Source organism: Bradyrhizobium diazoefficiens (assembly GCF_016616235.1).
In the GTDB taxonomy this organism is placed as follows: Bacteria; Pseudomonadota; Alphaproteobacteria; order Rhizobiales; family Xanthobacteraceae; genus Bradyrhizobium; species Bradyrhizobium diazoefficiens_H.
In genome coordinates this window covers 1684982-1710790 of sequence record NZ_CP067100.1, presented here as the reverse complement: position 1 = coordinate 1710790, position 25809 = coordinate 1684982, and the positions used below count along the sequence as shown (strand labels likewise).

At 59.4% G+C, this 25809-nt stretch carries 34 protein-coding genes, 1 tRNA gene and 1 pseudogene; 24 read left to right on the top strand and 12 right to left on the bottom strand.

What is annotated here, in order from left to right; translation table 11 throughout:
- Positions 1 to 224: 224 nt before the first annotated feature.
- Together JJB99_RS08135 and JJB99_RS08130 are read left to right on the top strand one after the other, a co-directional pair.
- Positions 225 to 1136: a LysR substrate-binding domain-containing protein gene (locus tag JJB99_RS08135; protein ID WP_200498278.1), complete on the top strand. Its 912-nt coding sequence runs from the start codon at positions 225 to 227 to the stop codon at positions 1134 to 1136.
- A 44-nt stretch (positions 1137 to 1180) separates the two neighbouring features.
- Positions 1181 to 1885 carry a type 1 glutamine amidotransferase gene (locus JJB99_RS08130; RefSeq protein ID WP_200498277.1) on the top strand — a complete coding sequence of 235 codons (705 nt, stop codon included), beginning with the start codon at positions 1181 to 1183 and terminating at the stop codon, positions 1883 to 1885.
- 160 nt (positions 1886 to 2045) lie between these two features.
- Here the strand turns inward: JJB99_RS08130 and JJB99_RS08125 are convergent, their stop codons facing one another.
- From JJB99_RS08125 to JJB99_RS08115, 3 genes are all read right to left on the bottom strand, one after another.
- Positions 2046 to 2513 (bottom strand): DUF1348 family protein, encoded by a 468-nt coding sequence (locus tag JJB99_RS08125; protein ID WP_200498276.1) that lies wholly within the window; start codon positions 2511 to 2513, stop codon positions 2046 to 2048.
- A 79-nt stretch (positions 2514 to 2592) separates the two neighbouring features.
- Positions 2593 to 3006 carry a YbgC/FadM family acyl-CoA thioesterase gene (locus tag JJB99_RS08120; RefSeq protein WP_200500075.1) on the bottom strand — a complete coding sequence of 138 codons (414 nt, stop codon included), beginning with the start codon at positions 3004 to 3006 and terminating at the stop codon, positions 2593 to 2595.
- A gap of 47 nt (positions 3007 to 3053) precedes the next feature.
- Complete coding sequence (locus tag JJB99_RS08115; RefSeq protein ID WP_200498275.1) at positions 3054 to 3494, bottom strand: YbgC/FadM family acyl-CoA thioesterase; 441 nt, start codon at positions 3492 to 3494, stop codon at positions 3054 to 3056.
- Positions 3495 to 4190: 696 nt separating this feature from the next.
- On the opposite strand from JJB99_RS08115, the gene JJB99_RS08110 reads away from it, so the two are divergent.
- The 5 genes from JJB99_RS08110 to JJB99_RS08090 all read left to right on the top strand — a co-directional run bounded on the left by JJB99_RS08110 (position 4191) and on the right by JJB99_RS08090 (position 9407).
- Positions 4191 to 5327 carry a glycosyltransferase gene (locus tag JJB99_RS08110; RefSeq protein ID WP_246775169.1) on the top strand — a complete coding sequence of 379 codons (1137 nt, stop codon included), beginning with the start codon at positions 4191 to 4193 and terminating at the stop codon, positions 5325 to 5327.
- 64 nt (positions 5328 to 5391) lie between these two features.
- Positions 5392 to 6183, top strand: a complete 792-nt coding sequence (locus tag JJB99_RS08105) for a hypothetical protein (RefSeq protein WP_200498273.1) — start codon at positions 5392 to 5394, stop codon at positions 6181 to 6183.
- Positions 6184 to 6327: 144 nt separating this feature from the next.
- Complete coding sequence (locus JJB99_RS08100) at positions 6328 to 7182, top strand: alpha/beta fold hydrolase (protein ID WP_246775168.1); 855 nt, start codon at positions 6328 to 6330, stop codon at positions 7180 to 7182.
- Between the two features lie 472 nt (positions 7183 to 7654).
- Entirely contained in the window at positions 7655 to 8506 is an 852-nt protein-coding gene (locus JJB99_RS08095) for a type IV toxin-antitoxin system AbiEi family antitoxin domain-containing protein (protein ID WP_200498272.1), read from the top strand.
- Positions 8493 to 9407 (top strand): nucleotidyl transferase AbiEii/AbiGii toxin family protein, encoded by a 915-nt coding sequence (locus JJB99_RS08090; RefSeq protein WP_200498271.1) that lies wholly within the window; start codon positions 8493 to 8495, stop codon positions 9405 to 9407. The genes JJB99_RS08095 and JJB99_RS08090 overlap by 14 nt, the downstream gene beginning before the upstream one ends.
- 200 nt (positions 9408 to 9607) lie before the next feature.
- Here JJB99_RS08090 and JJB99_RS08085 read toward each other — a convergent pair whose 3' ends face one another.
- Genes JJB99_RS08085 through JJB99_RS36900 form a run of 3 tightly spaced genes read right to left on the bottom strand, consistent with a single transcriptional unit; the run spans position 9608 to position 10567 of the window.
- Positions 9608 to 10051: a YbgC/FadM family acyl-CoA thioesterase gene (locus JJB99_RS08085; protein ID WP_200498270.1), complete on the bottom strand. Its 444-nt coding sequence runs from the start codon at positions 10049 to 10051 to the stop codon at positions 9608 to 9610.
- Entirely contained in the window at positions 10035 to 10445 is a 411-nt protein-coding gene (locus tag JJB99_RS36905) for a DUF7146 domain-containing protein (protein ID WP_433995775.1), read from the bottom strand. Before JJB99_RS36905 ends, JJB99_RS08085 begins: the two co-directional genes overlap by 17 nt.
- Positions 10403 to 10567 (bottom strand): DUF7146 domain-containing protein, encoded by a 165-nt coding sequence (locus JJB99_RS36900; RefSeq protein WP_433995774.1) that lies wholly within the window; start codon positions 10565 to 10567, stop codon positions 10403 to 10405. The genes JJB99_RS36905 and JJB99_RS36900 overlap by 43 nt, the downstream gene beginning before the upstream one ends.
- A gap of 642 nt (positions 10568 to 11209) precedes the next feature.
- On the opposite strand from JJB99_RS36900, the gene JJB99_RS08080 reads away from it, so the two are divergent.
- The 10 genes from JJB99_RS08080 to JJB99_RS08035 all read left to right on the top strand — a co-directional run bounded on the left by JJB99_RS08080 (position 11210) and on the right by JJB99_RS08035 (position 18996).
- On the top strand, positions 11210 to 11587 hold the full coding sequence (locus JJB99_RS08080; protein ID WP_200498269.1) for a hypothetical protein: 378 nt from the start codon (positions 11210 to 11212) through the stop codon (positions 11585 to 11587).
- Positions 11588 to 11876: 289 nt separating this feature from the next.
- Positions 11877 to 13367 carry a Fic family protein gene (locus JJB99_RS08075; protein WP_200498268.1) on the top strand — a complete coding sequence of 497 codons (1491 nt, stop codon included), beginning with the start codon at positions 11877 to 11879 and terminating at the stop codon, positions 13365 to 13367.
- 429 nt (positions 13368 to 13796) lie between these two features.
- A complete protein-coding gene (locus JJB99_RS08070; RefSeq protein WP_200498267.1) occupies positions 13797 to 14141 on the top strand; it encodes a hypothetical protein in 345 nt (114 codons plus the stop codon).
- A gap of 7 nt (positions 14142 to 14148) precedes the next feature.
- On the top strand, positions 14149 to 14766 hold the full coding sequence (locus JJB99_RS08065; protein ID WP_200498266.1) for a hypothetical protein: 618 nt from the start codon (positions 14149 to 14151) through the stop codon (positions 14764 to 14766).
- A gap of 78 nt (positions 14767 to 14844) precedes the next feature.
- Entirely contained in the window at positions 14845 to 15303 is a 459-nt protein-coding gene (locus tag JJB99_RS08060; RefSeq protein WP_200498265.1) for a hypothetical protein, read from the top strand.
- 145 nt (positions 15304 to 15448) lie between these two features.
- Positions 15449 to 15521 (top strand) — tRNA-Ile (locus tag JJB99_RS08055).
- Between the two features lie 380 nt (positions 15522 to 15901).
- Positions 15902 to 16291 carry an avidin/streptavidin family protein gene (locus JJB99_RS08050; RefSeq protein ID WP_200498264.1) on the top strand — a complete coding sequence of 130 codons (390 nt, stop codon included), beginning with the start codon at positions 15902 to 15904 and terminating at the stop codon, positions 16289 to 16291.
- A 391-nt stretch (positions 16292 to 16682) separates the two neighbouring features.
- On the top strand, positions 16683 to 17591 hold the full coding sequence (locus JJB99_RS08045; RefSeq protein WP_200498263.1) for a hypothetical protein: 909 nt from the start codon (positions 16683 to 16685) through the stop codon (positions 17589 to 17591).
- Complete coding sequence (locus JJB99_RS08040) at positions 17564 to 18472, top strand: ThiF family adenylyltransferase (protein ID WP_200498262.1); 909 nt, start codon at positions 17564 to 17566, stop codon at positions 18470 to 18472. Before JJB99_RS08045 ends, JJB99_RS08040 begins: the two co-directional genes overlap by 28 nt.
- Positions 18469 to 18996: a Mov34/MPN/PAD-1 family protein gene (locus tag JJB99_RS08035; protein ID WP_200498261.1), complete on the top strand. Its 528-nt coding sequence runs from the start codon at positions 18469 to 18471 to the stop codon at positions 18994 to 18996. Before JJB99_RS08040 ends, JJB99_RS08035 begins: the two co-directional genes overlap by 4 nt.
- Positions 18997 to 19037: 41 nt before the next feature.
- On the opposite strand, the gene JJB99_RS08030 is transcribed toward JJB99_RS08035, so the two are convergent.
- Entirely contained in the window at positions 19038 to 19214 is a 177-nt protein-coding gene (locus JJB99_RS08030; RefSeq protein ID WP_200498260.1) for a hypothetical protein, read from the bottom strand.
- Between the two features lie 307 nt (positions 19215 to 19521).
- Here JJB99_RS08030 and JJB99_RS08025 point away from each other — a divergent pair, with 307 nt between their 5' ends.
- From JJB99_RS08025 to JJB99_RS08015, 3 genes are all read left to right on the top strand, one after another.
- Positions 19522 to 19725: a hypothetical protein gene (locus JJB99_RS08025; RefSeq protein ID WP_200498259.1), complete on the top strand. Its 204-nt coding sequence runs from the start codon at positions 19522 to 19524 to the stop codon at positions 19723 to 19725.
- 316 nt (positions 19726 to 20041) lie between these two features.
- Positions 20042 to 20344, top strand: coding sequence for a hypothetical protein (locus JJB99_RS08020; RefSeq protein WP_246775167.1), 303 nt, complete (start codon positions 20042 to 20044; stop codon positions 20342 to 20344).
- A 401-nt stretch (positions 20345 to 20745) separates the two neighbouring features.
- Entirely contained in the window at positions 20746 to 21495 is a 750-nt protein-coding gene (locus JJB99_RS08015) for a DNA-processing protein DprA (RefSeq protein WP_200498258.1), read from the top strand.
- Here JJB99_RS08015 and JJB99_RS08010 read toward each other — a convergent pair.
- A complete protein-coding gene (locus JJB99_RS08010) occupies positions 21488 to 22039 on the bottom strand; it encodes a ComF family protein (RefSeq protein ID WP_200498257.1) in 552 nt (183 codons plus the stop codon). The two genes, JJB99_RS08015 and JJB99_RS08010, sit on opposite strands and share 8 nt — an antisense overlap.
- A gap of 166 nt (positions 22040 to 22205) precedes the next feature.
- On the opposite strand from JJB99_RS08010, the gene JJB99_RS08005 reads away from it, so the two are divergent.
- Positions 22206 to 22853, top strand: coding sequence for a hypothetical protein (locus JJB99_RS08005; RefSeq protein ID WP_200498256.1), 648 nt, complete (start codon positions 22206 to 22208; stop codon positions 22851 to 22853).
- A 114-nt stretch (positions 22854 to 22967) separates the two neighbouring features.
- Here the strand turns inward: JJB99_RS08005 and JJB99_RS08000 are convergent, their stop codons facing one another.
- Positions 22968 to 23237, bottom strand: coding sequence for a hypothetical protein (locus JJB99_RS08000; protein WP_200498255.1), 270 nt, complete (start codon positions 23235 to 23237; stop codon positions 22968 to 22970).
- Between the two features lie 104 nt (positions 23238 to 23341).
- Between JJB99_RS08000 and JJB99_RS07995 the strand changes: the two genes are divergently transcribed.
- Both JJB99_RS07995 and JJB99_RS07990 read left to right on the top strand, forming a co-directional pair.
- The gene (locus JJB99_RS07995; RefSeq protein ID WP_200498254.1) at positions 23342 to 23608 is read left to right on the top strand and encodes a hypothetical protein; all 267 of its coding nucleotides are present in this window, start codon (positions 23342 to 23344) and stop codon (positions 23606 to 23608) included.
- A 76-nt stretch (positions 23609 to 23684) separates the two neighbouring features.
- Positions 23685 to 24011, top strand: a complete 327-nt coding sequence (locus JJB99_RS07990) for a hypothetical protein (RefSeq protein WP_200498253.1) — start codon at positions 23685 to 23687, stop codon at positions 24009 to 24011.
- 16 nt (positions 24012 to 24027) lie between these two features.
- Here JJB99_RS07990 and JJB99_RS36895 read toward each other — a convergent pair.
- From JJB99_RS36895 to JJB99_RS07985, 3 genes and pseudogenes are all read right to left on the bottom strand, one after another.
- A pseudogene (locus JJB99_RS36895) lies at positions 24028 to 24305 on the bottom strand (hypothetical protein).
- 24 nt (positions 24306 to 24329) lie between these two features.
- Positions 24330 to 24524: a DUF1236 domain-containing protein gene (locus JJB99_RS36750; RefSeq protein ID WP_349629008.1), complete on the bottom strand. Its 195-nt coding sequence runs from the start codon at positions 24522 to 24524 to the stop codon at positions 24330 to 24332.
- Positions 24521 to 25159 (bottom strand): DUF1236 domain-containing protein, encoded by a 639-nt coding sequence (locus tag JJB99_RS07985; RefSeq protein WP_349629007.1) that lies wholly within the window; start codon positions 25157 to 25159, stop codon positions 24521 to 24523. Before JJB99_RS07985 ends, JJB99_RS36750 begins: the two co-directional genes overlap by 4 nt.
- Before the next feature lie 238 nt (positions 25160 to 25397).
- Between JJB99_RS07985 and JJB99_RS07980 the strand changes: the two genes are divergently transcribed.
- Positions 25398 to 25682, top strand: a complete 285-nt coding sequence (locus tag JJB99_RS07980) for a DUF1330 domain-containing protein (protein WP_200498252.1) — start codon at positions 25398 to 25400, stop codon at positions 25680 to 25682.
- Positions 25683 to 25809: the final 127 nt, after the last annotated feature.

Below are 25809 nucleotides of genomic sequence, written 5' to 3'. Positions count from 1 at the left end.
CGAGCCGAAGCGCTTGCCGCATTTCTTTCCGCGCTGCTCCCTTCTGACCAAGGCTCTGGCCCCCTGCGCGGGTTTTGGCGCGATCTAGAGGTTTGAACCCCTCGAGTCTGCCGAAAAAGCGGGCTGTCTCCAGCTCTGATGAAAAAGATCGCAAACCCCTGCTTCCATCGTCCAATGAATAATGGCACCATCTGCATACGTAAATGTTATGAATGGGATACGGTATGGCCCGGATCAATTCGCGTCAGGTGGAGGCCTTCCGCGCGACAATGCTCACGGGCAGCGTGACTGAGGCGGCGGCGCTGATGACCGTGACGCAGCCCGCGGTGAGCCGGCTGCTGCGCGACCTTCAGGCGCTGCTGAAGATGGAGCTGTTCGAACGGCGCGGCACTGGCCTCGTGCCGACCGCGGCGGCGATGGCACTCTACACCGAGGTCGAGCGCTCCTTTGTCGGCCTCGAACGCATCACCGCGGCGGCGGAAGAAATCCGCGGCCGCCGCACCGGCTCGCTGCGGATCGCGGCACTGCCGGCGCTGTCGAACGGATATCTGCCGCGGCTGACCGGACACTTCTTGAAAGAGCGCCCGAACCTCAACCTCGCCTTCTTCGGCGTGATCTCGCCGATCGTGGTCGACTGGGTGCTCAACAACCAGTGCGACGTCGGCTTTGCCGAGGTGCCGATCGCGCATTCCGGCCTGCCGAGCCAGAAGCTGCCGGCGCCCGCGCGCGTCGCAGTGCTGCCGACGGGTCATCGCCTCGCGGAAAAACAGGTTCTGGAGCCGCGCGACTTCGAGGGCGAGACGTTCATCTCGCTGTCGGCGGGATCGTCGAGTCGGCATCTTGTCGACCAGGTCTTTCATCGCCACGATGTCCGCCGTGTGCTCAGGGTGGAGACTGCGCTGTCCGAGATCATGTGCGGCCTGGTGTCGTCGGGGCTTGGCGTCGCGATCTGCGACCCCTTCACCGCGCAGGAATTCTCCACCCGCGGCGTCGTCGTGCGCCGCTTCCTGCCGCGCATCGACTTCGAATTCTCCGCCGTCTTCCCGGCGCAACGCAGCCCCTCGCCGGTGGCGCTCGATCTGGTCGAGACCATGCGCAAGGCGCTGGCCGAATTCGACGAACAACCCGCACCCTGACTGGACGCTTGCGCGCGTAGGGCCGATCTCTTACCTGAGGGCACATGGCACGCATCACCATCATCGAGACCGGACTGGTTCCGCAAAAATATCGTGAGCGCCACGGCTCGTTTCCGGACATGTTCGAACGGATGGTCCGCGCCGAGGACCCCACCGCTACGGTGGACATCGTCAGCATCCCGAATGGCGATGCGCTGCCCGACCCGCGCAAGCTCGAAGCCGTGCTGATCACCGGCGCTGCCGCCGGCGTCTATGACGGGCTCGACTGGATCGCGCCGCTGGAAGATTTCGTGCGCACGGCCTACGCCAACAAAACGCCGATGGTCGGCGTCTGCTTCGGCCATCAGCTGGTCGCGCAGGCGCTCGGCGGCACCGTGCGCAAGTCCGAGAAGGGCTGGGGCATCGGACGGCACGTCTACCAGGTGCTGCCGGAGAACGGCGTCATCGACGGCGAAGTGGTCGCGATCGCCGCCTCACATCAGGACCAGGTGATCGAGCCGCCCAACGATGCGCTGACGATCCTCTCATCCGAGTTCACCCCGCATGCAGGCCTGCTCTACGCCAACGGCACGACGCTGACGGTGCAGCCGCACCCTGAGTTCGACGTGGCGTTCGCGCAAGTGTGCTGCGAGCTGCGCGACGGCAAGGCGCCCGACGATGTGGTCGCGACCGCGAGGGCGTCGCTGGCGGAGCCGATGGACAGCGCGAAGCTGGGCGGGGCGATTACGCGGTTTCTGGCGCGGCGGTGATCTCACCTCGCCCCACTTGCGGGGAGAGGTCGGATTGCATCGACGATGCAATCCGGGTGAGGAGGACTCTCCACGGGTCCAGCTCTCAGCGAATTTGCCGAGACAGCCGCTCACCCAACCCTCTGTCCCCGTAAGAACGGGCAGAGGGAGAGGAAGCAGTTCAGAACGGATCGCTTCCCAACCCCGCCACATCGGCCGGCCGCGGTCCCGGCGCCGGCCAGTGAAACCGGCGATCCTTCTCCCCAATCAAAATGTCGTTGATCGACGCCTCGCGCCGCCGCATCAAGCCGTGCTCGTCGAACTCCCACTGCTCGTTGCCGTAGGAGCGATACCACTGGCCGTTGGCGTCATGCCATTCATACTGGAAGCGCACGGCGATGCGATTGCCGTCGAAGGCCCAGAGATCCTTGATCAGGCGGTAGTCCTGCTCCTTCTCCCACTTGCGGGTGAGGAACGCGACGATGGCCTCGCGGCCCTGGAACACTTCGGCGCGATTGCGCCAGCTGCTGTCCTCGGTATAGGCGAGCGAGACGCGCACCGGATCGCGCGAATTCCAGGCGTCCTCGGCCATGCGCGCCTTCTGCGCGGCGGTTTCGCGGGTGAAGGGCGGAAGCGGCGGGCGCGACATGATGGCCTCATCGATGGGTCGGGGCCGCAAATCTATCGCCGCAATCGGCGGAGTCGAGTGGCCATGCCCTATTGGGCGATCACGAAATCAGATCGGCCTTCATCAACGTGCGGATCGATTTCGGGATCGGCTGGGCACGGCCACCGCTGATGAAGGCGACGCGTACCTCGGCTTTCACCAGCACGTCCTCAGCTCGCCGCACCTCCTGCGCCAGCATGATCGAGGCGCCCTTCACCGCGACCGGCCAGGTCACGACGTCGAGGACGTCGTCCATCCGCGCGGGCTTGAGGAAATCGAGGCGCATCGAGCGGACCACGAAAGCGAAGCCAGCGCCTTCCGTCTCGACCTGCTCGAACAGCGCCTGCTGCTCGGCGCCCATCAGCCGCAGCTGATTGGTGCGCCCGCGCTCCATGTAGCGCAGGTAATTGGCGTGATAGACGATGCCGGAAAACTCTGGTCTGACGATATCGCAACAGGATATTAACTGCTTGATTCCGTTGGGGCGCTGGAGGGCGAAAGCGTGAACAAGCGTAGATTTTTCTACGCCGCTTCCATGGCGAACCGCAGCGCCTTCGGGATACGTTGCGCCTTTCCGCCTGAGATAAAGGCGACGCGCACGCGGGCCGTGACTAAAAGATCGTCTCCACGCCTGCATTCCTGCAGCAGGATAATCGAGGCGCCCCTCACGTCTTCTGAAACCGTGATAACCTCAAGCAGGTCATCCAAGATTGCCGGCTTTAGAAAGTCGATACTCATTGAACGGACAACGAAGGCAAAGCCTGGCACATCTCTCCGCGCTTCTTTCAGGAGCTCCTGCTGATTCATTCCGAGCAGACGCAAGTAATTTGTTCTGCCGCGTTCCATGAAGCGCAAAAAACTGGCGTGATAAACAATTTGGCCGGAGTCAGTGTCTTCGAAATAAACGCGGACGCGCATTTGATGACGACCGTCGCGAATTTCGCCTTCAAGAGAGCCTGTCACAGGAAGATTCCTCCTATCGCACTTCGGGAGCATGCACCTTGCTCGCGGCAGAAATCGAATGAGGTCCTGGTAGTCAACAAAAACAGCTTGAATCTCACGTTGCGTTACGTTGTAGGCTTGAAAAATGTTGACAAAAGCCACCCCCGCAGGCGCGTCGATTGCTCATTGGCAACTCACATTTGACTGCCACGCCAAGTGATCCATTGCGAGATACATGTCTTCGAAACGCATGAAGCGAGGGGATCCTCGTGACGCTTTCGGTCAGCGTGCTTTTCGAGAGCCCGCGTCACTTCGCTTGATGGCTGGCCGAAACAGATCGGAGTCAAGGCAGATCGAAGATCTCACAAAACCAAGAGGGCTCGTGGTGGTGCGCCGTTGCGGTAAATCAGTCCGTGGAAGCGCCGGGGGCGGCCGGCCGCCCGTAACCCGGGGTCACCTATGTGGGTGAGGTGTGCGCAGCATTCGGTGGTCGCGTGGCACGTTGCGGGCCCTCTTAGGTCCGCGCACGCAGGGAGCCGATCTTAGCAAGTGACGATAGCGTCGCCTTCTTTGAAGCGAAGGAGTTGAACTTCTGTAATGTCTTACCGTTTTCTCCTCGCCTCGTGGGGCACGTTGGGAAACCTCAGTCCGCTGCTCACCGCGGCCCGGCGGTTGCGCGGGCATGGTCACCATGTTCGGGTCATTGCGGACCCCGCCATGCGTGCAGAAGTCGACGCCGCCGATTTCGAGTTCGTGTCATGGCGAAGCGCCCCAATCGGGGAGGCTGCGGATCCAACAGATGTCTCGAGCCTGCGAGATCGGATGCGCAGGGTCGTCTTTGAGCCTTGCTCTGCTTACGCGACAGATATTTGGGAGGAAATTGGCCGCTTACCGGCGGATGCCGTCCTTAGCCTCGATTTTCTGTTCGGAGCGGCACTTGGGGCGGAAGCGTCCGGCGTACCTTTCGCGTTTCTTTCGCCTCACGTCAGCCTTCGGATCCTGCCGGGAATGCCGCCGGCTACGTCCGGATTGGGCCAACCGAAAACGCCAGAGGAGCACGCCGAGGTGGCAGCAGCCTGCGCCGCTCTCCATGGTGCGATGAATGCGTCTCTTCCTATCCTTAATCGGGCCCGCGTTGATTGCGGACTTCCCGTTCTTCCCGACGTTATGGATCTGTTCGACCGGGCTGACCGAGTTCTGCTCGCGACCAGTCGGGCCTTCGACTTCGAAGCCACCTCTCTTCCGGACAACTTTCGCTATATTGGACCGTTGCTCGATGTGCCGAGTTGGTCCAAGTCGTGGCAGGCTCCATGGCCCGGGCAGTCTGATCGTTCTCGCGCGCTGATCGCCTGTAGCACGGGTGCGCAGAACCAGCGCGATCTGTTCCAGCGCGTCATCGACGCCGTCGGAAAGATTGACATCGACGCTGTGTTTACAACAGGTCCGAGTCTGGACGTGGCCGACTTTCGAGCTCCGCAAAACGTGCATTTGGTGCGCGGTGCTTCCCATGACTCCGTCATGAGGGACGTCTCCATCGTCATATCACAAGGCGGCCACGGCACCGTCACCCGTTCACTGATCAACGCTTTGCCGCAACTCGTTCTGCCAATGGCGCGAGACCAGTTGGCCAACGCTGCGCGGGTCGAGGCGAAGGGGGTGGGACTTCGATTGGGGCCGACGGCTTCTGAACCGGATATTGCGGCAGCCATAAACCGGCTGATCACGGAACCGCAATTCAAAGTCGCGGCCCGGAAGCTTGGCGAGGCTCTTAAAGCCGATATCGATACATCTGGCCTTGTCAACGAGATGGAGCTTCTCGCCGCTGTCGGACGTCAGCGACGGAGCCGCTCATGAATTTGGGTCCATTGCGGGCCGGCCAAACGATCAACGAAACGGCTACTGCTCGATGAATTGCCTCTTGCTGGTGGAAACATTATCCACGCGCCGGCTGGCGCAATCGCCGATCAAAGAGAAGGATGCCTTGCGCATTTATCCCGATTCATTTGCCTTCACCTCGTTAGTTGGTCTTATGGCTTCGTTGCCGACGTTTGGCATTGACGCACCCCCTCCCAAGCCTTTCGGCGACGGGAGACGATCTCGGAACGACCTCGGCCGAACTGGGTTTGGCGACGAGCGTTTATCTCATGAGCTTGAGAGCGCCCCCTCTCGGTTATGGGACGATATCGGATCGCGTCGGCCGCAACCCGATCGTTCTGTTTGGCTGTGCACTTGTTGGCATCGCAAGCTTGGGCTTCATGTTGTCCATCTCGCCGTCGAGGGAGCCGGTGCTTCCGCTACTGCAATTGCTGCCTTTGCAATTGCCAGGGACATCTTCGACGGCGAGGCCGCAGGCGCAAAGATGGCCAACGTGATTTTGGCGATCTACATCGTCCCGATGATTGCACCAACCGTCGGCGCGACGCGCCTCGCTCTCAGTAGCTGGCGGACTATCAACCTCGTGCCGGTCGCAGGAGGGCTGATGTTGCTTATGGCAATGTCAGGCATGAGCGAGAGCGCGAAGATTGATCCGAACGCTAGGCTCGGCCCTACGCCGATCATTCGAAATTATCTTCGGAGTCAGCGGCATCCCGTCTGCGTGGGCAACATCCTTTGCAAAGCAGCGGTTATTGGATCCACGTTTGCTTATTTCACCGGCTCATCCCTGTTCTTCATCGATGCTCTGTGTCTCAAGCCGTATGAATACGTGTGATCTTTGGAGCAAGTTCGCTGCGACGGCGGTAATGATGTTTGCTTTCTGCTTGTTGTGGGTGCGGCTTGCCTGGGCATCGTTCTTCCGGCCGAAGGCTGAGCCGAAGTCCATGGAAGGCAAGCCCAGCTCGGGAGGAAAGTGACCGTGATCTCTTATCACAAGTTGAGGCCCGTTCTGTTGAGCCGCGACGGTGTACGTTTGGCACACGTTGAGGCCGGACCTGTAGCCGCGCAAGTCCCTCCGCTGCTCCTTGTCAATGGCTGGACAGGTGACCACGGCATCTTCACGCCCCAGATCGCCCACTTCTCTCAAAGCCGTCGCGTCGTGGCCGTCAATCTTCGCGGTCACGGCTCCAGCGATGCACCCCAGCAAGACTATACCATGGCAGGATTTGCGGACGACATCGCCTGGCAATGCGCTCAACTGGAACTGCACAAGCCGGTTGTGATTGGCCACAGCATGGGAGGCCGGATCGCGCTCGAACTGTGCGGCCGTTATCCGGATCTGGCCTCGGGCATGGTGATGATCGATACGATCATCATGCCGCCCCCGATCTTGCGCGAATCTCCCGGAGTTCGAGCGCTTCTCGAAGGTATCGGCGGGCCCGACTATCTGGTGGTCTTAAAGGCGAACGCATGGGAACTTGGCTGCGATTTCGAAGATCCTGCCCGGCGAAAGTTGATCTACGAAACCTATGTACTTCCGCCCTGCGAGAGAACGCCGCAGCATGTGGCTCATTCAATGATTCGGAACGCCATCCTGAACTATGATCCGGTCCCGGCTGCAGAGGCCTGCTGGATTCCTATGGCTTACATTTCGGCCGATGTTCCGCTGGTGAACATGGCGCGCGATCTCGATCGGCTCCAGGAGATCTGTCCACAGCTGGTCATAGCGAAGACGATGCTCGCCGGACATTACAACACGATCGAGGTTGCAGATCAGGTCAATGCTATGCTCGATCGCTTCCTAACCGTCGGCCTCCACCGGTGCAGAGACTGACGCGGAAGCCTTGAGCAGATCCGGCCATGTGAAGCGGTTTTGCCTGGCAACGGAATGACGATCCGTTCCGGTAGATGCGGTGCCCGAGACGCAAAGTTGGCCTCATACAAGTTCAAGCCGCGCCATCGAAGTTGATGTGAAGTCGCAGCCCCAGAGGTAGAGCCTGGATGTCGATGTCGCAACAGAAGTCCAACGGGTTGCTTGCATTGGGTCGCTGGACGGCTAGGCGTGAATGATGAGCAGATTTATCTATGCCCTTGCATAGCAAGCGAGCCGCATGGACACGGCTCATTTAAGAAGGCTTCCCTTTTCCGCTTCGCTTCGCCCATGGCTGCGCATTGGAGATCGAAATGTGATTGGCGGTGGCCCCGACCAGCTAGGTTTTGCTTATGAGTTTTCTGCATAGTCAGGCTTAGCAAATTTGCAAATCTATAAACTTGCTTTGGTTTGAAATTATGCTATATTACTAAGCATGACTGAGCTTTCCGGACGAAAGCTAAACTTCCTCGAACATACCCTACCGGATGGCCTATTGGTCGATGCCAGGTGGATGACGAAGCATGGCTATTCGACCGGTTTGCGCAGCCAGTACGTCTCGGCTGGCTGGCTGGTTCAGCCGACGCGTGGGACTTTCAAGCGTCCGCTTGGCACCCTGACATGGCAGAAGGCCATCATATCGCTTCAGACGCTGCTTGAGCGCCCCCTGATCGTCGGAGGGCGAACCGCGCTCGAACTTCAAGGCTTTTCGCACTACCTCCGGGCTGAAGGGCCGACCGTCGTTTATCTGTACGGTCCCGATGCCCCGCCCGGATGGCTCTTCAAGCTTCCGCTCAAAGAGCGCTTCACATTCCGCAAGAGCACAACGCTCTTCAAGGCCGATCCGGTGACGAAGGGGCTCAAGAACTTCGCCTGGAATGTCCAGAACAATACCGGCGCAGCCGCAGATGAATTCCAGGCAGGACCATTCAAGCAGATATCGGGCGAGAGCGAATGGCCGCTCACCATCTCATCGCCCGAACGGGCGTTGCTTGAACTGCTCGACGAGCTGCCACATAGCGAGAGCTTCCACCAGGTCGACATGCTTGTTGAGGGCTTGCGCAACCTCAGTCCCCGTAAGCTGCAAAAACTGCTAGACGATTGCCGAAGCGTGAAAGTCAAAAGGTTGTTCTTCTGGTTCGCTGACCGGCACAACCATTCATGGCTGAAGCAGATAGACCGCGACCAGGTCGATTTGGGGACGGGAAAGCGCATGCTGGTGAAAGGCGGAAGGCTCGATCCCAAATATTTGATCACCGTGCCGGAGGATCTCAGTGCCCCTGTCTGAACGCTATCGGCATCAGGTTGCGCTGCTGATCGAGACCTTGCCATTCGTTGCGGCGGAACGGGATTTTGCTCTCAAAGGCGGCACTGCGATCAATCTATTCGTGCGCGACATGCCGCGTTTGTCCGTCGATATCGACCTGACCTACCTGCCTGTCGCCGGCCGGCCGGAATCGCTGGCCGCGATCGATGCGGGCATGAAAAAAATGGCTGTCGCCATTGGCAAGGGAATTCCGGGCGTCAAAGTGAATGAGGTCGTAAACCGCGCGGAAGGCATCGTTACCAAACTGACCCTTCAAAGGGCGGACGCCCAGATCAAGATCGAAGTCACTCCCGTCCTTCGTGGCTGCGTCTTCGATCCCGAGATGCGATCCGTACGTCCGAACGTCGAGGAGAGCTTTGGCTTTGCGGAAACGCAGGTCGTTTCCTTCGCCGACCTCTACGCAGGGAAAATCGTCGCCGCCCTTGACCGCCAACATCCTCGCGATCTTTTTGACATCCGCGATCTTCTGGCGAATGAGGGCATCAGCGACGATCTGAGGCGCGCTTTCATCGTTTATCTCATCAGCCATGACCGGCCCATTTCGGAGGTTGTGCTTCCGCGGCGAAAGGATATCCACCAGGAATTCGAGCACGGCTTTGAGGGTATGGCGTCAGACCCAGTCTCGCTGGATGAGCTATTGAAGGCCCGCGAGGACTTGATCGCCGAGGTAACTGGAAAGATGCCGGAGGAGCATCGGGAATTTCTGATCGGATTCAAGCGCGGGAAGCCGGATTGGGCTCTGTTGGGCGTCGGTGGAGCGGCAGAGCTCCCGGCAGTCCGATGGAAGCAGATCAATCTTGACAAGCTGCGTGCCGCAGATCGCGAAAAGCTTGTGGCTCAGTTGATCGCAGTTCTTAAGTAACTGCATTGTGGTGCATCGGATCGTAAGCTGATGGGGCATGTCGTAGGGCTGTGGAGTAGGCTCGGTCGCTATAGGGTAAAGTAGGAGCCCTCAACGCATAATAGCGTAGAGAACACTGGTTTCACGATGTCGCAACAGAATCCTAGTGGATTGCTTTCATTGGGTCGATGGACGATCAAGGTGTGAACGAGGAGCAGATTTTATCTATGCGCTTCCATAGCAAGCCGCAGCGTCCTGGGAATGCGCTGCGCTCTTCCGCCTGCGACAAACGCCACACGCACACGCGCCATAACTAGGAGATCGCTTCCGCGCCTGCACTCCTGTAGCAAGTCAATTGACGCGCCCTTCACCTCTTGTGGGAGCGTGACGACGTCAAGGACGTCGTCCAAGACCGCCGGCTTTAGAAAATCGATTGTCATCGAACGGACGACGAAGGCAAAGCCGGGCGCATCGTTCCCTGCTTCTTCGAGGAGCGCTTGCTGATTGGTTCCGAGCAGGCGCAAGTAATTCGTTCTGCCGCGCTCCATGAACCGCAAAAAATTTGCGTGATAAACAATCTGGCCGGAATCTGTATCTTCAAAATAGACCCGGACCTGCATATGATGGCGTCCGCCGCGAATTTCGCCGTCAAGAGTGGCTGTCACGGTGCGGTTCCTCTCCTGCGCTTCCGGAACCATTGTCTTGCACAGAGGCGCTTTTCTGAGCAAGCAGCAAAAATCTCGAGCTTGGCTCCTGCAGTCGGAAGCTCAACGCCGCCACATGAATGCCGGCGTGCACTGCGCGCGGTATCGATGGCGTCGCTAAGGTCTGCTCGCGCATTACGAGAAGGGCCCGCCTGAACGGCACGCACCGACCAAAGTGCCTGCTGTCCGGGCGAATATTTTGACATTGCTGCGCAAAGAATGACATGGGCTCGGGGTTGCCGAAGCCGTCCCGCGCAAGCCAGGTGCGATGCGCGCCGGTGATGGCGCCGGAAAGATCCGTGACCGCGGCTATCATCGCCGGCAAGTCTCGGTCGGCGAATGCTCGTCTGGGCAGTAGTAGCAGCGGGGATGGAAGCGGAGATTTCCGGTTCCGTGTAAAACCGTAGTGCAGCGTTCCCGCAGATACGTTTGGGCGGCATCCTTCGGCTCAGGCTGAAACGACCGTCGCCATCGCAGCAGTAATGAACGCGAAATGCCATACCGCGGCGCTGTTGCCCGACTTGGCGCGGCGCCTGTAAGTTCTCCAGGACGATCTTGAGCTTCTCGTCTTCGGACCAGCGCCGCCGGCCCGTGTCCACCACCTCAAGGCGTTCGACTTAGGCACTGCGCATGTCACTGTCCATAAGGACAGTTCTCAACAACACGCCTCATTCAGCAAGGCAGCCTTCACCGGACTTCACCGTCTTTCAATTACCCAAAATTTCTGCTCCGACCATGGCGCCCAGCGCGATATCTGTGACCTGCTGCTGCTGGTGTCGCTGATCTTGTGCCTGATGCGCGACCGCCCTGCCGACGTCGGTCTGGCGGCCTACGGGGAGACCGCCACCGCGGATCCGGTCCAGCCGGCCACGACCACCCCCGACCGGTCCGGTCGCCACCGCGTTCGGCGCGCTGGGGATCGTCGCGCATCAGGTCGGCGCCGCCGTCGCCGCGGCACCGGTCTCACGCGGACCGTCGAAGACACCTACGCGCCGACTTTCCTGACGTCCGGCATGCTGCGCTTCGTGGCTGGCCTCCGTAGCCTGTTCATCGGCTGCAGCGCGCTCTCCGGAGACCAGTCGACGGCCCTCCCGTCGGCGGCGAAGGCATGATGCCGGCTTGCCGCCAGCAGCTGGCACACCGCTCTCGCACCTGCGTTTTCTCGTCGACGGCGGCCTGCCCATAGCCGGAGGTCTGATTGGACGCAGTGTCGAGCTCGAATGCCGCGTCCCACCCGGCCTGGCGACGTGCTGCACGTCGAGATCGTCCCGTCGCGTGCCCCATCCGGGCGGCACGGTCGTCGCGTGCGGCGAGATCTGCAACCAGCGCAGGGAGGTCGTCCAGATCACCACGGTCGGGCTGATCGTCGCGGCACCGAAGCTAGGATGCCGGTGGGTGCTGCGGGCCGAGCAGATGCGCTCCGGAGGGTCCAAATATGGACTTTTGAACGTTTTCCCGCGGATAGCCCTTTTTTTGAACGTTTCGCCGTACGGCTGAACGTTTTTCCTCGTTCGAGGAGATTTTTGGCCGGTCAAGGCTTCGTTGAACGATTTTCCGCGGATTGTCCTGTTTTTGAACGTTTCGCCGTGCGACTGAACGTTTTTCCGCGTCCGAAGGGTTTTTCGGCCGGCCAAGGCTTGGTTGAACGATTTTCCGCAGCCCGCCCTATTTTTGAACGATTTTCCGGGAACCTGAACGATCTACCTCCAACTTGCCGTATCCTGAACGTTTCGCCATCTTGCTGAACGATATTCCGCCCGAGCGCCGGTTTGAACGAGGAGTTCCATTGCAGGACCAGAGCCTAGGCCAACTCCGCCTCCATGAGATGCTGGAGCTCGATGTACCGAAGCCGCACGTGCGCTCGACGGCCGTCCGCGGCAACCGTCGCACCATTGAGGGACAGGACGCACTGATCGAACAGTTTCCTCCCCGGTACGTCCCGCAAGACACCGCGATCGAACATCTCAAGTTCGCGCTACGTCACGAACCGCTAGACATGGGCGTCCTGGCAGCCGCCTTCAAGGCGATGCCGAAGCAGGACATCGAGACCTGGATCAAATCCGAGCCGACCGGCGCCGTCTCTCGGCGGGCATGGTTTCTCTATGAAACGCTGACCGGCGACATGCTCAACATCGAAGACGCCGGCGCGGTGACGTACGTCGACGCACTGGATCCCGAACGGCACATCGTCGCGAACGGCGTGCGGTCCCGCAGGCACAAGGTGGCGGACAATCTCCTCGGAGTACCTGGCTTCTACCTCACCGTCCGGCGGACGGCGCAGATCCAGCAGCACATAGCGGAGAAGCTCGACGAAGTCGCGAAGGCGTACACGGAGAAGGTGCCCGCCGAGACGCTGATGCGGGCCGTGCAGTACCTGTATACGAAGGAAACGAAATCCTCCTTTGAGATCGAACACGAACGGCCGACGCCGGAGAAGGCACTGCGCTTCATCGCCGCCCTCGAACAGGGCGAGAAGTTCGACCCGACGGACGAGAAAAGTCTCATCGCGCTCCAGAACGAGATCGTCGACCCGAGATACGCCGCCTCGGACGTCCGCGACTTCCAGAACTTCGTGGGCGAAACTCTCGGCTCGCACCGGGAGAAGGTGCATTTCGTCTGCCCAAAACCGGAGGACGTGAAGCCTCTGATGTCGGACTGGATGAAGATGACCGCGCGCCTCAAGCAGGACGCCGAGCCCGTCACCGCAGCGGCGCTGATTGCCTTCACGTTCGTCTTCATCCATCCGTTCGAGGACGGAAACGGCCGCATCCACCGTTTCCTCATCCATCACGTGCTGTCGTCCCAGCACTACACGCCCCAAGGCATCATCTTTCCGGTCTCGGCGGCGATCCTGCGCAACATCAAGGAGTACGATACGGCTCTCGAAAGCTACTCGAAGCCGCTTCTCGCGCACGTCAAATACAAGATGACGCCGAAGAACGAAGTCGAGGTACTGAACGAAACCGCCCACCTCTACCGGTACTTCGACGCGACCCGTTTCGTCGAATACCTCTACGACAAGCTTGCGGAGACCATCGCCACGGACCTCAAGGAGGAAGTCGAGTTCGTCGAGAAGTTCGACCGGGCGTACACCGCGGTGACGAACCAGATCGACATGCCAAACAGACGCGCGTCGTTGTTTGTCCGCCTATGCATGCAGAACGCCGGAAAGCTTTCGACGAAGAAACGCGAGCAGTTTCCCGAATTGACCGACGACGAGATCACAATGCTCGAGGAAGCCATCCAGGAAGCGCTGGCGGAATTCGACGAGGCTTAGCCCCTATGGACCGGTACCGCACGGCCCCGTCCGGACGGCGTATCGAACGATCCTCGGCGGCGTCCTTACCTCTACATCGGCGTCATACCCTGTACCGGCCCGGCGCCTTTATCCGGCACGCATACGCGGACGCAGCGTCGAGCCTGGACGCGACCGCCGCCGTCGCGAGCGAACATTCGCGGCGCGGACGGCCTACTCAGCGGGCGACGGGTTCTCGCTCGCCGACATATCCGCGCACATCATCGAGGTTTTCCTGAGCGACCGGATCGACTGGAGCGCGCATCCGCACCTCAAGCGGGGTTCGACCTGGTCGGAGGCCGGCTGGGCGTGCCGGCCTTCGGGGCGCCGAACGGTTGTCACCCGGCCCGCGTGTGGTAGCCTTGCAGTTGCATTTCCGCGCATGCGCGACCCCCAAGGTGATCCATGGTCATGATCGAGTCAGCCGCTCCGAATCCGCTCGACAGCATCTTCCAAGATTTCGAGAAGAAGTCCGGCTGGACCTTGAGTCCGCAAGCAAAGACCATCCTCAAGGAAGGTCTCGAGGCAGTCCACGTTGATATGCTCGGTCTCGGGGATTTCGCCGTGGCCGTCGACCGGGCCCCCATCGTCCATCGGGTCATCGACGCCCTGCCCGAGTTTCTGTTCGATCTCGCCAGGAAGGCCGACAAGCGCGACAAGGTCGAGACGTCCAAGCGGACGATCGGCGGCGTGTTCGTCCTCCAGAACATGAGGCTGTGGGAAAGCCTCTCGGGCTGCACCTGCTGGCCGGTCTGAGCCGTCCATGAACGATGCAGCGCCTCCGCCTTCCCCGCCGATCAAGGACACGATCGACGCGAACTCCGGCCGGTTCGAGTTCCTCAAGCAGACGCTCACGCTCGGGCTCGCGGGAATCGGCGGCGTTGCGGCGCTCTTCACCGACTCCTCGCGCGTTCCGAGCGACACGTTCTCGAAGTGGGTGCTGGTGCTGGCCGGCGCCGGGCTGGTCTTCGTCGTGGCCTTCGCCGTCATGGGACTCTCGGCCTACGCCAATCTGCTGACCGTCAGCGCGAAGATATCTCTGAACACGAATGACGTCGAAAAATATTCGAAGGGCGTACGCGATCACGCGCGGGTCGTAATCATCGCGCTTTCGGTGGCGCTGGCCGGTACGGTCACGTTCGCGGTCAACCGGCTGTTCGCGCCGCCGACCACGCCCGAAGGCGCGGTCACGACCGCCGCCGGTTTCGTCGCCAAGGAAACGAAGCTCACTACCGACATGATCCATTTCGACAGAATGGAAGCCGACAGCGACGCCTACGTCGTGACGTTCTCGGTGCCGACGACCGGCAACGGTTTTACCGTCCGCGTCGCGAAGAAGGACGGTAGCGTCGCCCAGGCCACGCAGCAGAAGAAGCCCTAGCGGAGCAGCCTAAAACAATCTCGTCACCAAACGGCTCCGCAGAAACAAAATTGTCACCTCGAAAACAGGATTGTCACCGTGCTCGCTGCGGCGACCGATCCGGCGATGATCGGCATAGTTGCGGCGACTCACGGCGATCGCTATACTCTGCGCGGGCTCGCCACCTTCGACCTGTCGCCGGCTCAGACGGTTTCCAGGGCAGTGTTGCACGCGCGCATCTCGTCGCCGTCGCTAGCCGAGCCACCGGGCCAACTGCGTTTCTGGCAAATTGGAAGGGCTCTGGGCGACGGCGTCCACGATGTCTGGTGCCGGAAAGACCAAAGTCCCCGTGGGCCTTTCATGTCATGCTCGACGAAGCGCGATGGTCTGGACTGGCTTTCTCGCCGATGTGTTCTCGTTAGAAAGCCCATTATTGAGCTCACCAGTAAGTCGACAACCGAAATCCCGTTCTCCATTCCCGAACTTCAGCTTTTCTACAAGGCCAGGGATCCACGTCCGAAAGACGAACTGACTTCGCAGCCGCATTGCCATTGCTGAACGCTTCCCAAATTGCGTGGCTAACCGCGGACTGCTTGCAAGACCCTGGTTCGTTCGAAGCGATATGGGATTGCCGGAATGCCGGCCACCCTGTAGACGATCCCGGCACGCCGTCCGGCCGCCTTTCAGCGATTGCCCGCGGCGGGGGCCTGTAGCTCAATGGTTAGAGCCGGCCGCTCATAACGGTCTGGTTCCTGGTTCGAGTCCAGGCGGGCCCACCGATAACAAGAAGAAGAAGAACAAGAAATCAATGTTGATGATAAGTGGCTTAGAAGTCACCTAGCGTCATTTCGCTGCTACCCAGCACCCGCCTCGCCGCACGACGTTCAGAGACAGTCGATGAGTCCTTAGATCCGGGCGCGCCTGATCGATCGGTGCCGGGTCGAACATCGACTTAGGAATCGCAGCGTCCTGGAAGAACCAGGGGCTACGGGGCTCGGCGTCGTCAGACTTCGCCGCGATCCAGCGCGTTTTCGCGCGTATGCGCTGCATTTCGTTGCCGAACGCGAAACAAGAGCAGCGAGACTCACCTGGAGATGTGTCAAAGTACATGGATCTAAGTTGCGAATTTTAAGCGGACTCTTTTGGGGGCATCAACATGAGATTTCTGGGACTCTTGCTGGTCGCTCAAGTCTTGTTCCTTTCCGCCGAGGCCATGGCGCAGGGGCTGCCTGCTCCCTCATACTGGAAGAATGAACGGGGTTCAGAACTGGTTGTTTGGTCCGCCAATAGCGGGGCAATACAAGGGAGCTTCACAAACCATGCTCAAGGATTTGCGTGCCAGGGTATCCCTTATCCTGCATCGGGGTCCGCTAGTCGGAGCGGCTTGTATTTTGTTGTTACTTTTGCCCAATGCAATTCCTTCACCCGATGGGTTGGAAAAATCAACGGGTCTCAAATGCCAACGTCATGGACGCTGTTCTACGTTGATAAGAACGGCAAGCCTAGCAAGTTGAAGGGCGCGGATATGTTTACGCGCGTATGGTAGTTTTGAGTCTTCTTGCAACATCGCAACCTTAGACCGGCGTCGGCAGCAATTCATGCGAGATCGATCGCTCCAAAATTCTCACACCAAAACGCTTCGCTTTTCGGCAAATCACTTGCAGAATTTCGGCGACATGAGGGCCGACGTCAGGGAACTTCTGCTTAATTGTCCAGTACTGTCGTTCCTCCTAGAGGCAGCGAAGCGAGCGAACGAATACTCGGCGTCACTGCGCCGAGAGTAACAGCAAGCTGAAAAGGAATTCACGCATGGCTAAGCCACCCCATCCAACCCATCCGGAGCATCCGGACGTGCCGCCAGGCCCGCCCAGCGAGACGCCGGGTAAGGGTCCCCCGCGCCCCAGCACGCCGCCTGGACATCGCCCTGTAGGTTAAGCTTGGCCAAGCACAACCAGGCCGGCGCGGACCAGGACTGGTGGAGGATCTGGCCGGAAGTTTTTGATGACGAGCTGGCTGCGTTTACGCGGCTGGGGATCGAGCCTCGAACTATCCACAAGGGAAACGGGATTCTGATCCTGGAAACGGATTGGCCTGTAGTAGGCCGGTCTGAAGCGATGCTGCTTCGCATCGGCTATTCCCCGCTGCACCCCTTCTTCCGGCCGGCTGTGGCCGCGCCGAACGAGAGCCTGGAGCGCCACCAAAACCCGCTGAGTCGCGAGCTTTGCTTGCTTACTCAGGAATCGGGACAATGGGACTCGAACCAGCTAGTCGCCGACTTCATCCAAGAGCGGCTGGATCATTTGTTGCGCGTTCTTGAAGCCAGAAAGGAAGCCCGTTGGGCCGATGCAGCCAAGCTCGAGGAGCAGGCCGCCGACCCATTAATGCCCTACTTTGCTCCGGCTTCCGAAGACGACTCTGTCGTCCTCTTCGACGGTCAGGCGGCGCTCCCGCCGGCGCAGCATGGATTGCTCGAGGTGGTCTGCTCGGCTCGCTATAGCCGCACGAACGACGCCGCGTTCGAAGGCGTGCTGCGGCAAGTGAAGACCAGCAACGGGGCGGCCATCGGGAAATGGTTCGGATTTCGGACGGAGCCTAAAGACGCTCAGATTCTCACCGGGCGGTGGGTCAAGTTTACTCCCCCCGCGACGACAGATGCGCGCGAGTTGCTCCGGCTTGCCGAAGCAGAGCTCGCGCGCCAGGCCGTGATGCAGCCGAGCAGCGTGCGCAAGGTCAACGAGGTGACACATGGCTCCCTATCGATCACCGGCATCGTGTTCCCGGAGGAGATCAAGTACGGCCCTCAAAAGAATGGCGCAGGATGTTCCTGGTCACCCGGCGTGCGATAGGTGACGCAAGCAAAGTGCCGGCGGAGACCCGGTTGGTTCGGGCAGAGCGTGCGGGAAAGGACGACGTCGTTTCCAGGCTACCGGTCGCCAAGTCGCTTCTAAGCAAGAAGGCCGTCGTTGTCGGAAGTGGCGCGATCGGAAGTTTCGCCGGGCTCGAATTGGCGCGCGCCGGTATGGGCGAAGTCACATTCATAGATTTTGACATTGTCCAGCCCGGCAACAGCCTTCGCTGGCCGCTGGGCCGCTCCGCTTGGGGAAGAGGTAAGGGGTCGGCTCTCGCGAACTTCATCGCCGAAAACTATCCGTTGACGAGGGCGAGCTTCATGCCCGCGCGTCTCGGCGAGACAGTGACCGATCCGGGGGCGCTTCCGCCTGGGTCCAGCAACGTTCTGGCACCTGTGTTTGAGCTACTCCGCAACGCGGATGTGGTAGTCGACGCCTCTGCATCGGAGGAAGTACAGCTTGCACTGTCCCACTACTGCAAGCGTTTTGGCGTGCCTTACGTGGTGGGCCATGCAACCTATGGGGTCGCCGGTGGCCTAGTCGCGCGCTTTCTGCCGGACGCCGAAAGCTGCTTCGTTTGCCTCAACGAGCACTGGAAGGACAAGCACATACCCGAGCCACGCGTCGACGATGCGGGCATGGTCGTTCCGGTCGGCTGCAATGCCCCGACCTTCACCGGGGGTGGCTTCGACCTGCAGGAGATCTCGCTCGAAATCGTGCGTGCGGCGGTTGGATTGCTTTCGGAAGGAAGTTACGATCCCGGTGGCTGGACCGTCGCCGTACTGACGCTCAAGAACGAGGACGGGTCGAGGACGCTGCCGCGCTGGGAGGGACATTCCTGCCCGCCTCACCCCAGATGCTGCGGAGCCAATCAATGACCGTATGGCTCTCCTCGCGCGTGATGCAATCGATGGCGCTGTACGCGCGGGAGCTGTCTCCGCTCGAAAACGGAGGCATTCTTCTAGGTTGGCGTTCGGGCGAGGATCGTATCATCGTCGATCTGCGCGGCCCCGGCCGCCTCGCCCTTCATGGGCAACATTGCTTCGTGCCGGATCACAAGTGGCAGGTGGCTGAAATAAAGAGCGCATTCGAAGCGAGCGAAGGCGACCTCGACTATCTCGGCGACTGGCACTCGCATCCCGATGGTGTCGCTGAGATGAGCGATCTCGATTCGGCGACGCTCTTGCGGATAGCTCGAAGCGTGACTACGCCGCTGATGCTGATCGTCGCTGGCAGCCAAACAGACTGGATCCCTCGATGCTGGAGAGGGGAAATCGTTCGCCCGTTGTTTCGGCGCAGATTGATGGCCACGCCGGAGGAGCTCAAGATTTTCGACCCCTCCACGGTCTGGCCGCGGCGGACCGCGGTCTTGCCGAGTTTGCTCAGAGATTTCACGTCATGAAGCTACGGCGAGAGGCTAGGAGCCTGAAAGCAAAAGCGATTTCATCGCTGAAGATCGGCCTCGAGGCCTTCAATGGTTTCAATGAGGATGGCCGAACAACGAAGACCCTTCTTCATTTGCAGCACGCGTGCGAGATGCTTCTCAAGGCGTGTCTTGTCCAGCGTCAGGTCAACATTCAGGATGCAGTCCAACAACTTCGCGCCCTGACGAAGTGGCATCGATAAGGCTGTGACCGAAAATTCGCCGGAGCCCAGCTGACGAATTATTGTAGGAATCAATCGTCGATATTTCGGTCACCCAAGTAAATGCGGCAGATGAAGTTTAAGTAGGACATCCTTCATCCGACATTACGCGAGTCTTGCCGAGGAGTACCGCGCGCGCGTTTTTCTATCGATGGAGCGCTTCAGGCTTAGCCAGTCTCGCTAGCAATCCGTAGATCGCGTTCTCGATCTCGCGCTCGCCTTCGAGATAGCCCTAAGTGATCGGGCTGACAATGCTCCCCCGAGCTGGAAAGTCAGTGTCCGTTTGGCGCAGTTGATCGGCGGTCCACTCGCCACGCGCCAGCAAAACAGGGATGGCATGGCCGTTCTTTACGACCTTCACAACCAAGCAACTCACGGCGGCTCGTTGATGGCGAAACACAAGAAGCCGATCGACCAGGTTCTTGAAGAGAGCTTCGGGCTGCCGTCGCTGTCGAAGTCGATCGAACTGGAACCGAGCAATGGTTAAGCGTGCAGAGTATGTTTTGTGACTTTTGGTTGCGGGAGCCGGATTGAACCAGCGACCTCAAGGTTATGAGGCCGAAGGTCGAAATGAAAGCGATAAACGGTCCCGGCCGTGTCCCAAGCCAACCGCACCGGTTTCGCACCAGAGGGACCTCACGCCGATTGATAGTTGCTCATCAGGCTTTCGGCGAAAAGGGGGCGATTCGTCCTATTTGTACGCCGCAGCTACCCAGCAGCCATACCTGAGCTCTAGACTCCTTTCTTGCTGGAGAAGCGTACGATCTTATTTCCTCACACCGACCATGGTTCGGGGCGGAGGCATGAGCGACAAGGTCGAAAAGACTCCGATCGAGGCATTCGGGTCGCCAGATATTAAGGAAATGCCGCCTGCCGCGAAGCGCCATCGCAAGAACCGTGGGGTGCCGCCGCCGGCGATGTTCGATATCGATGCGCTACCGGGCAGCTCCAATTTGACGGTATTAGAGGCGGCCGCGATCATCCGGCGCACGCCCGGAGCGCTGGAGCAGTGGCGGCGCGATCCGAACCATCTCCTGAAATGGCGCTACGTCGATGGCCGCCCGCTCTATCGTGTCGATGCGCTGCGTGACTATCTGGCCGGATAAGGAGCATCAGCACGCTTTAGAGACGATGCCCTCAGCAACCTGTGGGCCTTAAAATGGGATCAGGACCGCCGCCCATAACGAGGCCGCTACTGTCGAGATCGGCGGCTCCGCTGAAACTGTACCGATCTCGAACAGTTTCTCCTCCTTGGTCCCGCCAAGTACGCCGAGAGCGGTGTGAATGTTGTCACACCGCCCCAAGGCGCTCGCGCCGCCGACCACCCGAGAATTGCGGGGGTGAGTCGGCATGGAAGCCGCGAGCCTGCCGCATATCGGGGGTTGGGGACATTAAGGAGATTTGAAGCGAATCAACGCGATAAGGATATACATCCTGTGGACGGGCGTGTATGTTCTCTTTATGTTCTGCATTTGACGAAGGGGATTTCCCGGTGCTTTTAGGAAGCATGGCACACAAAGCGGCGGCCCAGAAACGCGGTCGAGGGCGGACGTCCCGTTACGCGCCCCCGGACGATCAGCATCAGTATCAGCTTGCCGATTTGTTGCAGAGAATCGGAAGGGGCGAGCTTGAGGATCGACAACTAGAAATGTTGCGGCCCGACCTCAATGGTCGAGTCAGCATCTTTTATTCGGGACACCTCGATTTGCTCGACTCTCCGGCGGTATCAATCGTCGGCACGCGCGAGGTTTCGGAAAAGGGATGGACGCGCGCCTATCAACTGGCACGTTCGCTCTCGGCTGCCGGCGTGACGGTTGTCAGCGGGCTTGCGAAGGGTGTGGATACCGCCGCTTTGACGGGCGTCGTCGACAACGGCGGCCACGCGGTCGCTGTCATCGGTACGCCGCTGGACAAGGCGTACCCCGCCGAGAACGCTGATCTCCAGCAGACAATCTATGCGCATCATTTGCTACTCTCGCCGTTCCGCAATGGGGCGCCCGTTTTTAAATCCAATTTCCCGGTTCGGAACCGCGTCATGGCCGCGATTACTGACGCCACGGTGATTATTGAGGCGTCGGACACCAGTGGCACGCTTCACCAGGCGTCAGAATGCGTGAAGCTTAATCGCTGGCTTTTCATCGCCAAGTCAGTTCTGGACGATCGGACACTTAAGTGGCCGGCGCGCTTCTTGGATTATGAAAAGACTGCTGCTCTGACCTCGGTCGAGGACGTGTTGACGCGCGTCGGTGCTAGGTAGTCTTGCCGAGCGCCGCGCAGTAGACCGACCGAGCACCGGCGGAAAGCAGCAAATCTCTGCAAGCCCGCAGCGAATTGCCGGTGCTGACAACATCGTCAAGCAACAAGACCCTGCGACCGCGGATCAATTGCGGTGATTCGACCGCAATTGATTTTAGATGGTTGCGCCTGCTTCGGTCGCCGCCGTGGGCAAGCTTCTCAACGGGTTTCTTTCGCACCAGCACCTCAGTCGCGTCTATACGCGGATCGTCAATGCAAATCCGTTGCGCGAGCTCCCGGATGCCGTTGATCTTCTTTTGCGGATCGTGGGACGGAACCGTTGTCAACGCCACTTCCTTCCGGATCAGTGGCTCAACCTTGTTGAAGAAATAGACGATACCTCCGTGCCTCTTTTCTTTCAGATCTAGAATTTTTGCGCTGTAGGTGGGATAGATCGACCGATCGCCGTACAGCGCCATATGCTGGCGGTACGGGTGATAGTGCCCGAACGCAGAGATTTCGTCGTCTCCAAACTCTTCAAATTCGTTAAGATACCAGCGCTTCATCGGATTTCACCTGGTCACCGAATCACTGTACCGTATGGTTTTAACCCGAAAAATGCCATGTCAACGGGAAGGAAATCCCTCGCTGGCCAAAGAAGTCTTTGAAGCAACCAGAGGTGGCCGTGCTATAATCAACCGAGCAAATCTTTTCATACCTTTGGCATTTGACATGCTCGTGCAGCACCTTTGTTACTACCTGACGGATTGGACCGGAATCAAACCTCGTCAGGAAGATTGGGACACCAACAAGGTTGTAAAATGCCTGAAAGGTGAGCCCATTAAGGGGTACGCTCAAGTTAGCGTCGCCGGCACTACCTTCCGATTGGAGGAACGAAACAAGCAGGAATTTTTGGTCCATCTATGGTCAGCATTAGGTCGGTCGTTCAACTCGCAGAACCAGTCTACTGCGATTGTCCCAATTCCAAATAGCGCCGGTGTTGTTGGTGAATCGGCAAACTACAAGACGCTGTTATACGCGCAGGCGATCGCTGCGGCGTCTGGTGGCAAGCTGGTTGCTCTTGATGCGCTACGCTGGAAGGCCGCGGCAGGCGCGATGCACAAGCAGGCCGGTGCTCGCTCTCCCGAGAGGCGATTTGATAATCTCCAAGTGATCCAGAAACCCGATAGGCCAGTTGTTCTTTTTGACGACTTCATTACGTCTGGATCCTCATTCATCGCCGCCGTGTGGCGATTGTCCGAAGTAGGATGTCTTGCGACCGAAGGTCTCGCTGTCGCGCGGCGAACAGCTATCCAAGAGCCAAAGATGTTTAAATATCGGCAGCAGGATTTGGAGATCCCGCCGAAACCGCTTTTCTAGCCCCGCTTAATGTGACGCCTACCGTCCCGTAGCGTGCGCGGTGTTATGTCCCGCGTCGTGATCGAATAAAAGTTCCTCGCTCAATCGTTCGATTCATGTTCAAGCTCCGAGGCGTCAATGCGCCCCGAGTTTTCTAATCAGCATTTGGGCGGCGTACTGTGCTCGGCTGTCCCGGTGCACTGGCTTTCCGTTGGTCTTGCACCATGCGAGAAATGTATCAGGATCAACATCGACCTTGGTCGGCGTGCTTCCAGGGGCAGTCGATTGCTTAATCGCATCCTCGATTTTAGCGAGCCATCGATCATAAGCCGGCAACTGGTTGTCGATCTCCTGCCAGCGGTCCCAATCCTCTTTGCGAAGCCACGCGATTGCGACATGAGGCATTTGAACTTCTCCCCCAAAGTATCGGACGGCAGTCTACGGCAACCTTGAGGCGCGCGAAAGCCGTCCGGAGGGCTAGCCCTCCTCAACTTGCACGGGAGATCAAGATGGTGTATCGCGCGGTCGCATTTCCCGCGTTTTCGCGCGCTTCAGACAGGTGCCCTATGCATAGTCGAGAGTTCAAAAAGGACGGCTTCACCATCAAGGTCATCGCGCATGTCCCCTCGGACAACTCATATCAGCTGGTCGACGCGCTCGCGATCACCCTGCTCGATGGCGATGAGGCTAAGGCAGTCGCCTTCGTCGCCGAGTTGAAGCGCATCTATCTTGGTAAGCCGGTTTCGATGTGGGAATCCGGTGAGCTCGATGAATGATTTGGGCGTTCGACGGTGTTGAAGACCCAGTGAGCCCGGGGGTCGTGATACTGGTCTTCCATCAGGGCCGCGGACGATGTTGGGGCTGACCGTTGCAATGACTGGTTTTGCCGTCGGCTCAAAAAAAATGTATGTCAGATCAACGATGTTGACAGGACACCCCTCAATCCTTGCTTTCAAGAGCTATTCGTCTTCTGCTGCAGCGGTGGAAATCCTGGGCGCCAAGCAGCTTCAACGCGGTCTCGATCTTGGCCAGGAGCGCCTGGATCTCGGCACGTTCGTTCGAGCCGGGATGGCTTCGAGCCGCGCCAGTAATTGCTCCTTCTGGCCCTGGAGGTTCGCAACAGCCGACATTCATCACCGAGTAAACATAATCGACGTCGAAAGGGCCTCCTCTCTTTGAGCGGCCCTTCCTCTATTCACCAGCTCCGCGTGCCGAAGCTGAAGCCGATGATTGGGCCACCGCCGTAGTAGCCGTAGCTCCGGCGGACCACATAGCCGTCGTCTCCGCCATAATAGCGTTGGACATAGCGGGGACCGCGGGTCCGTAGCAGCGACCGTACTCGTCGCAGACGAGACGCACCTGCTCGATGCCTGCTACCTCCGTCGACGCGACGGCCGCAGGCGCGAGAGGAGCGGCGCTTGCGGACGATGCCATCAGGGTCGCCGCGAGCGCTCCTAGAACGATGGTCTTCATGGATGTTCTCCTTCGGCTTCGAGATCAGTCGATTTCTTCGATGATGCGACGCTCATGGGGTTCGACGATGTAGGTATGGCTGTCGCGGTTGATGTACCGGTACTCCCGCAGGGTCGGAGCATCCCGATACACCTCTTCCGGAAACGCTTCGATCTCAACGCCCTCCAGCACGCGCGCGCCGGTGCGGATTTCGGTCCGGACCGTGCTGCCGGTGGTCACCCGCTTCTCCAGCTCGACAGGGCGCGCCTTGGCGTGTTTACGGCCGACTTCCCTATCGCGATCGCTGAACGTTGCCTTGCGCTCCTCCGTTGGCCGCCGTCGAGCGGCAGGACCGCGACGATCTTGTAGCTGGAGGGCTCCACGATCACGATCTCGTCCTTGACCAGAACGAAATCGTAGCCGCGGTGCTGCGGCACGATTTCGACGACTTCCGCCGGTAGTTGCTGAAGACGAACGTCGCGCGGCACGACGGTGCCGACCAACAGCGAGAAGTTCACGTTGGTGAGCGGCTGCACGTTCAGGTGCGAAATCGACGTGCTGATCCGGGTCAGCTGCTGATCGTTGATATTTACAGACGCATTCACGTTCGTATTCGACGAGCGATCGGCCGTGTTCTGCTGGCTGTTCGGCTGCTGGGCCGTGGTGGTCGAATTGCTACCGTCGGGGACTGCGCCTGATTGGTGTCCGAAGCCGGTGGGTTCGCGCTCTGCGTCTGATTGTTCGCAGGTGGGTTGGTCTGCGCCTGGTTCGAAGGCGGATTGGTCTGGTTTGAGGGTTGGGTGGTCTGCGCCTGGCTGGTGGAGTTGTTCGACGTGGGCGCCTGCGTGGTGTTTGTGCCCGTAGTTGCGGCGCACCTCCGAAGGCAGGCTCCTTGTAGCCCGCCAAGAGGCACTGTTTGCGGACCTAAATCGGCACGGCCACGACACCGCCGACGCGCGCAAGGTGCTAGACACCGTGAGAGATTCGCAGGCCATCCACGAACAGGACGTAGGGCGTCTTTTAGAAGCGCTACAAGCCGCTAGCCAGCCGTTGGTGTAGCCCGATATGTAGTAATTGTCTCCGGTTTCGAAGTTTAAGCATTTGGAGTAATTCATGACCATATTTCATCGTACAGATTTCAATCACCGACGAAGCGCAATATCAAAAGTACCGCGAAGCCGTTGTACCTTCATCGCAAAGTTTGGCGGCAAGCTGGCCGCAAGGGGGGCCAAGGTGCACGTCTTCGAAGGCAAGCATGACACCCGGCCGGTGGTCATGTTCGAATTCCCCTCCATGGACGCAATCCACGCCTTCTGGAATTCGTCGGACTACCCGGCAATCAAGAAAATTCGCAAAGGCGTCGCGACTCCAAATGCTTGGGCGTTTCCCGGCGTCTAATCGCCTCAGCCGCGAGTTGTTCGGCAGCACTCCCAACCCGGCCAAACCCTCAAACCCGCCACGGGCCACGCCAGTGCGTTTGAAGGGCATGAGCACCGCCCTTCCTGGGCGGTATCGCAGGCCCATC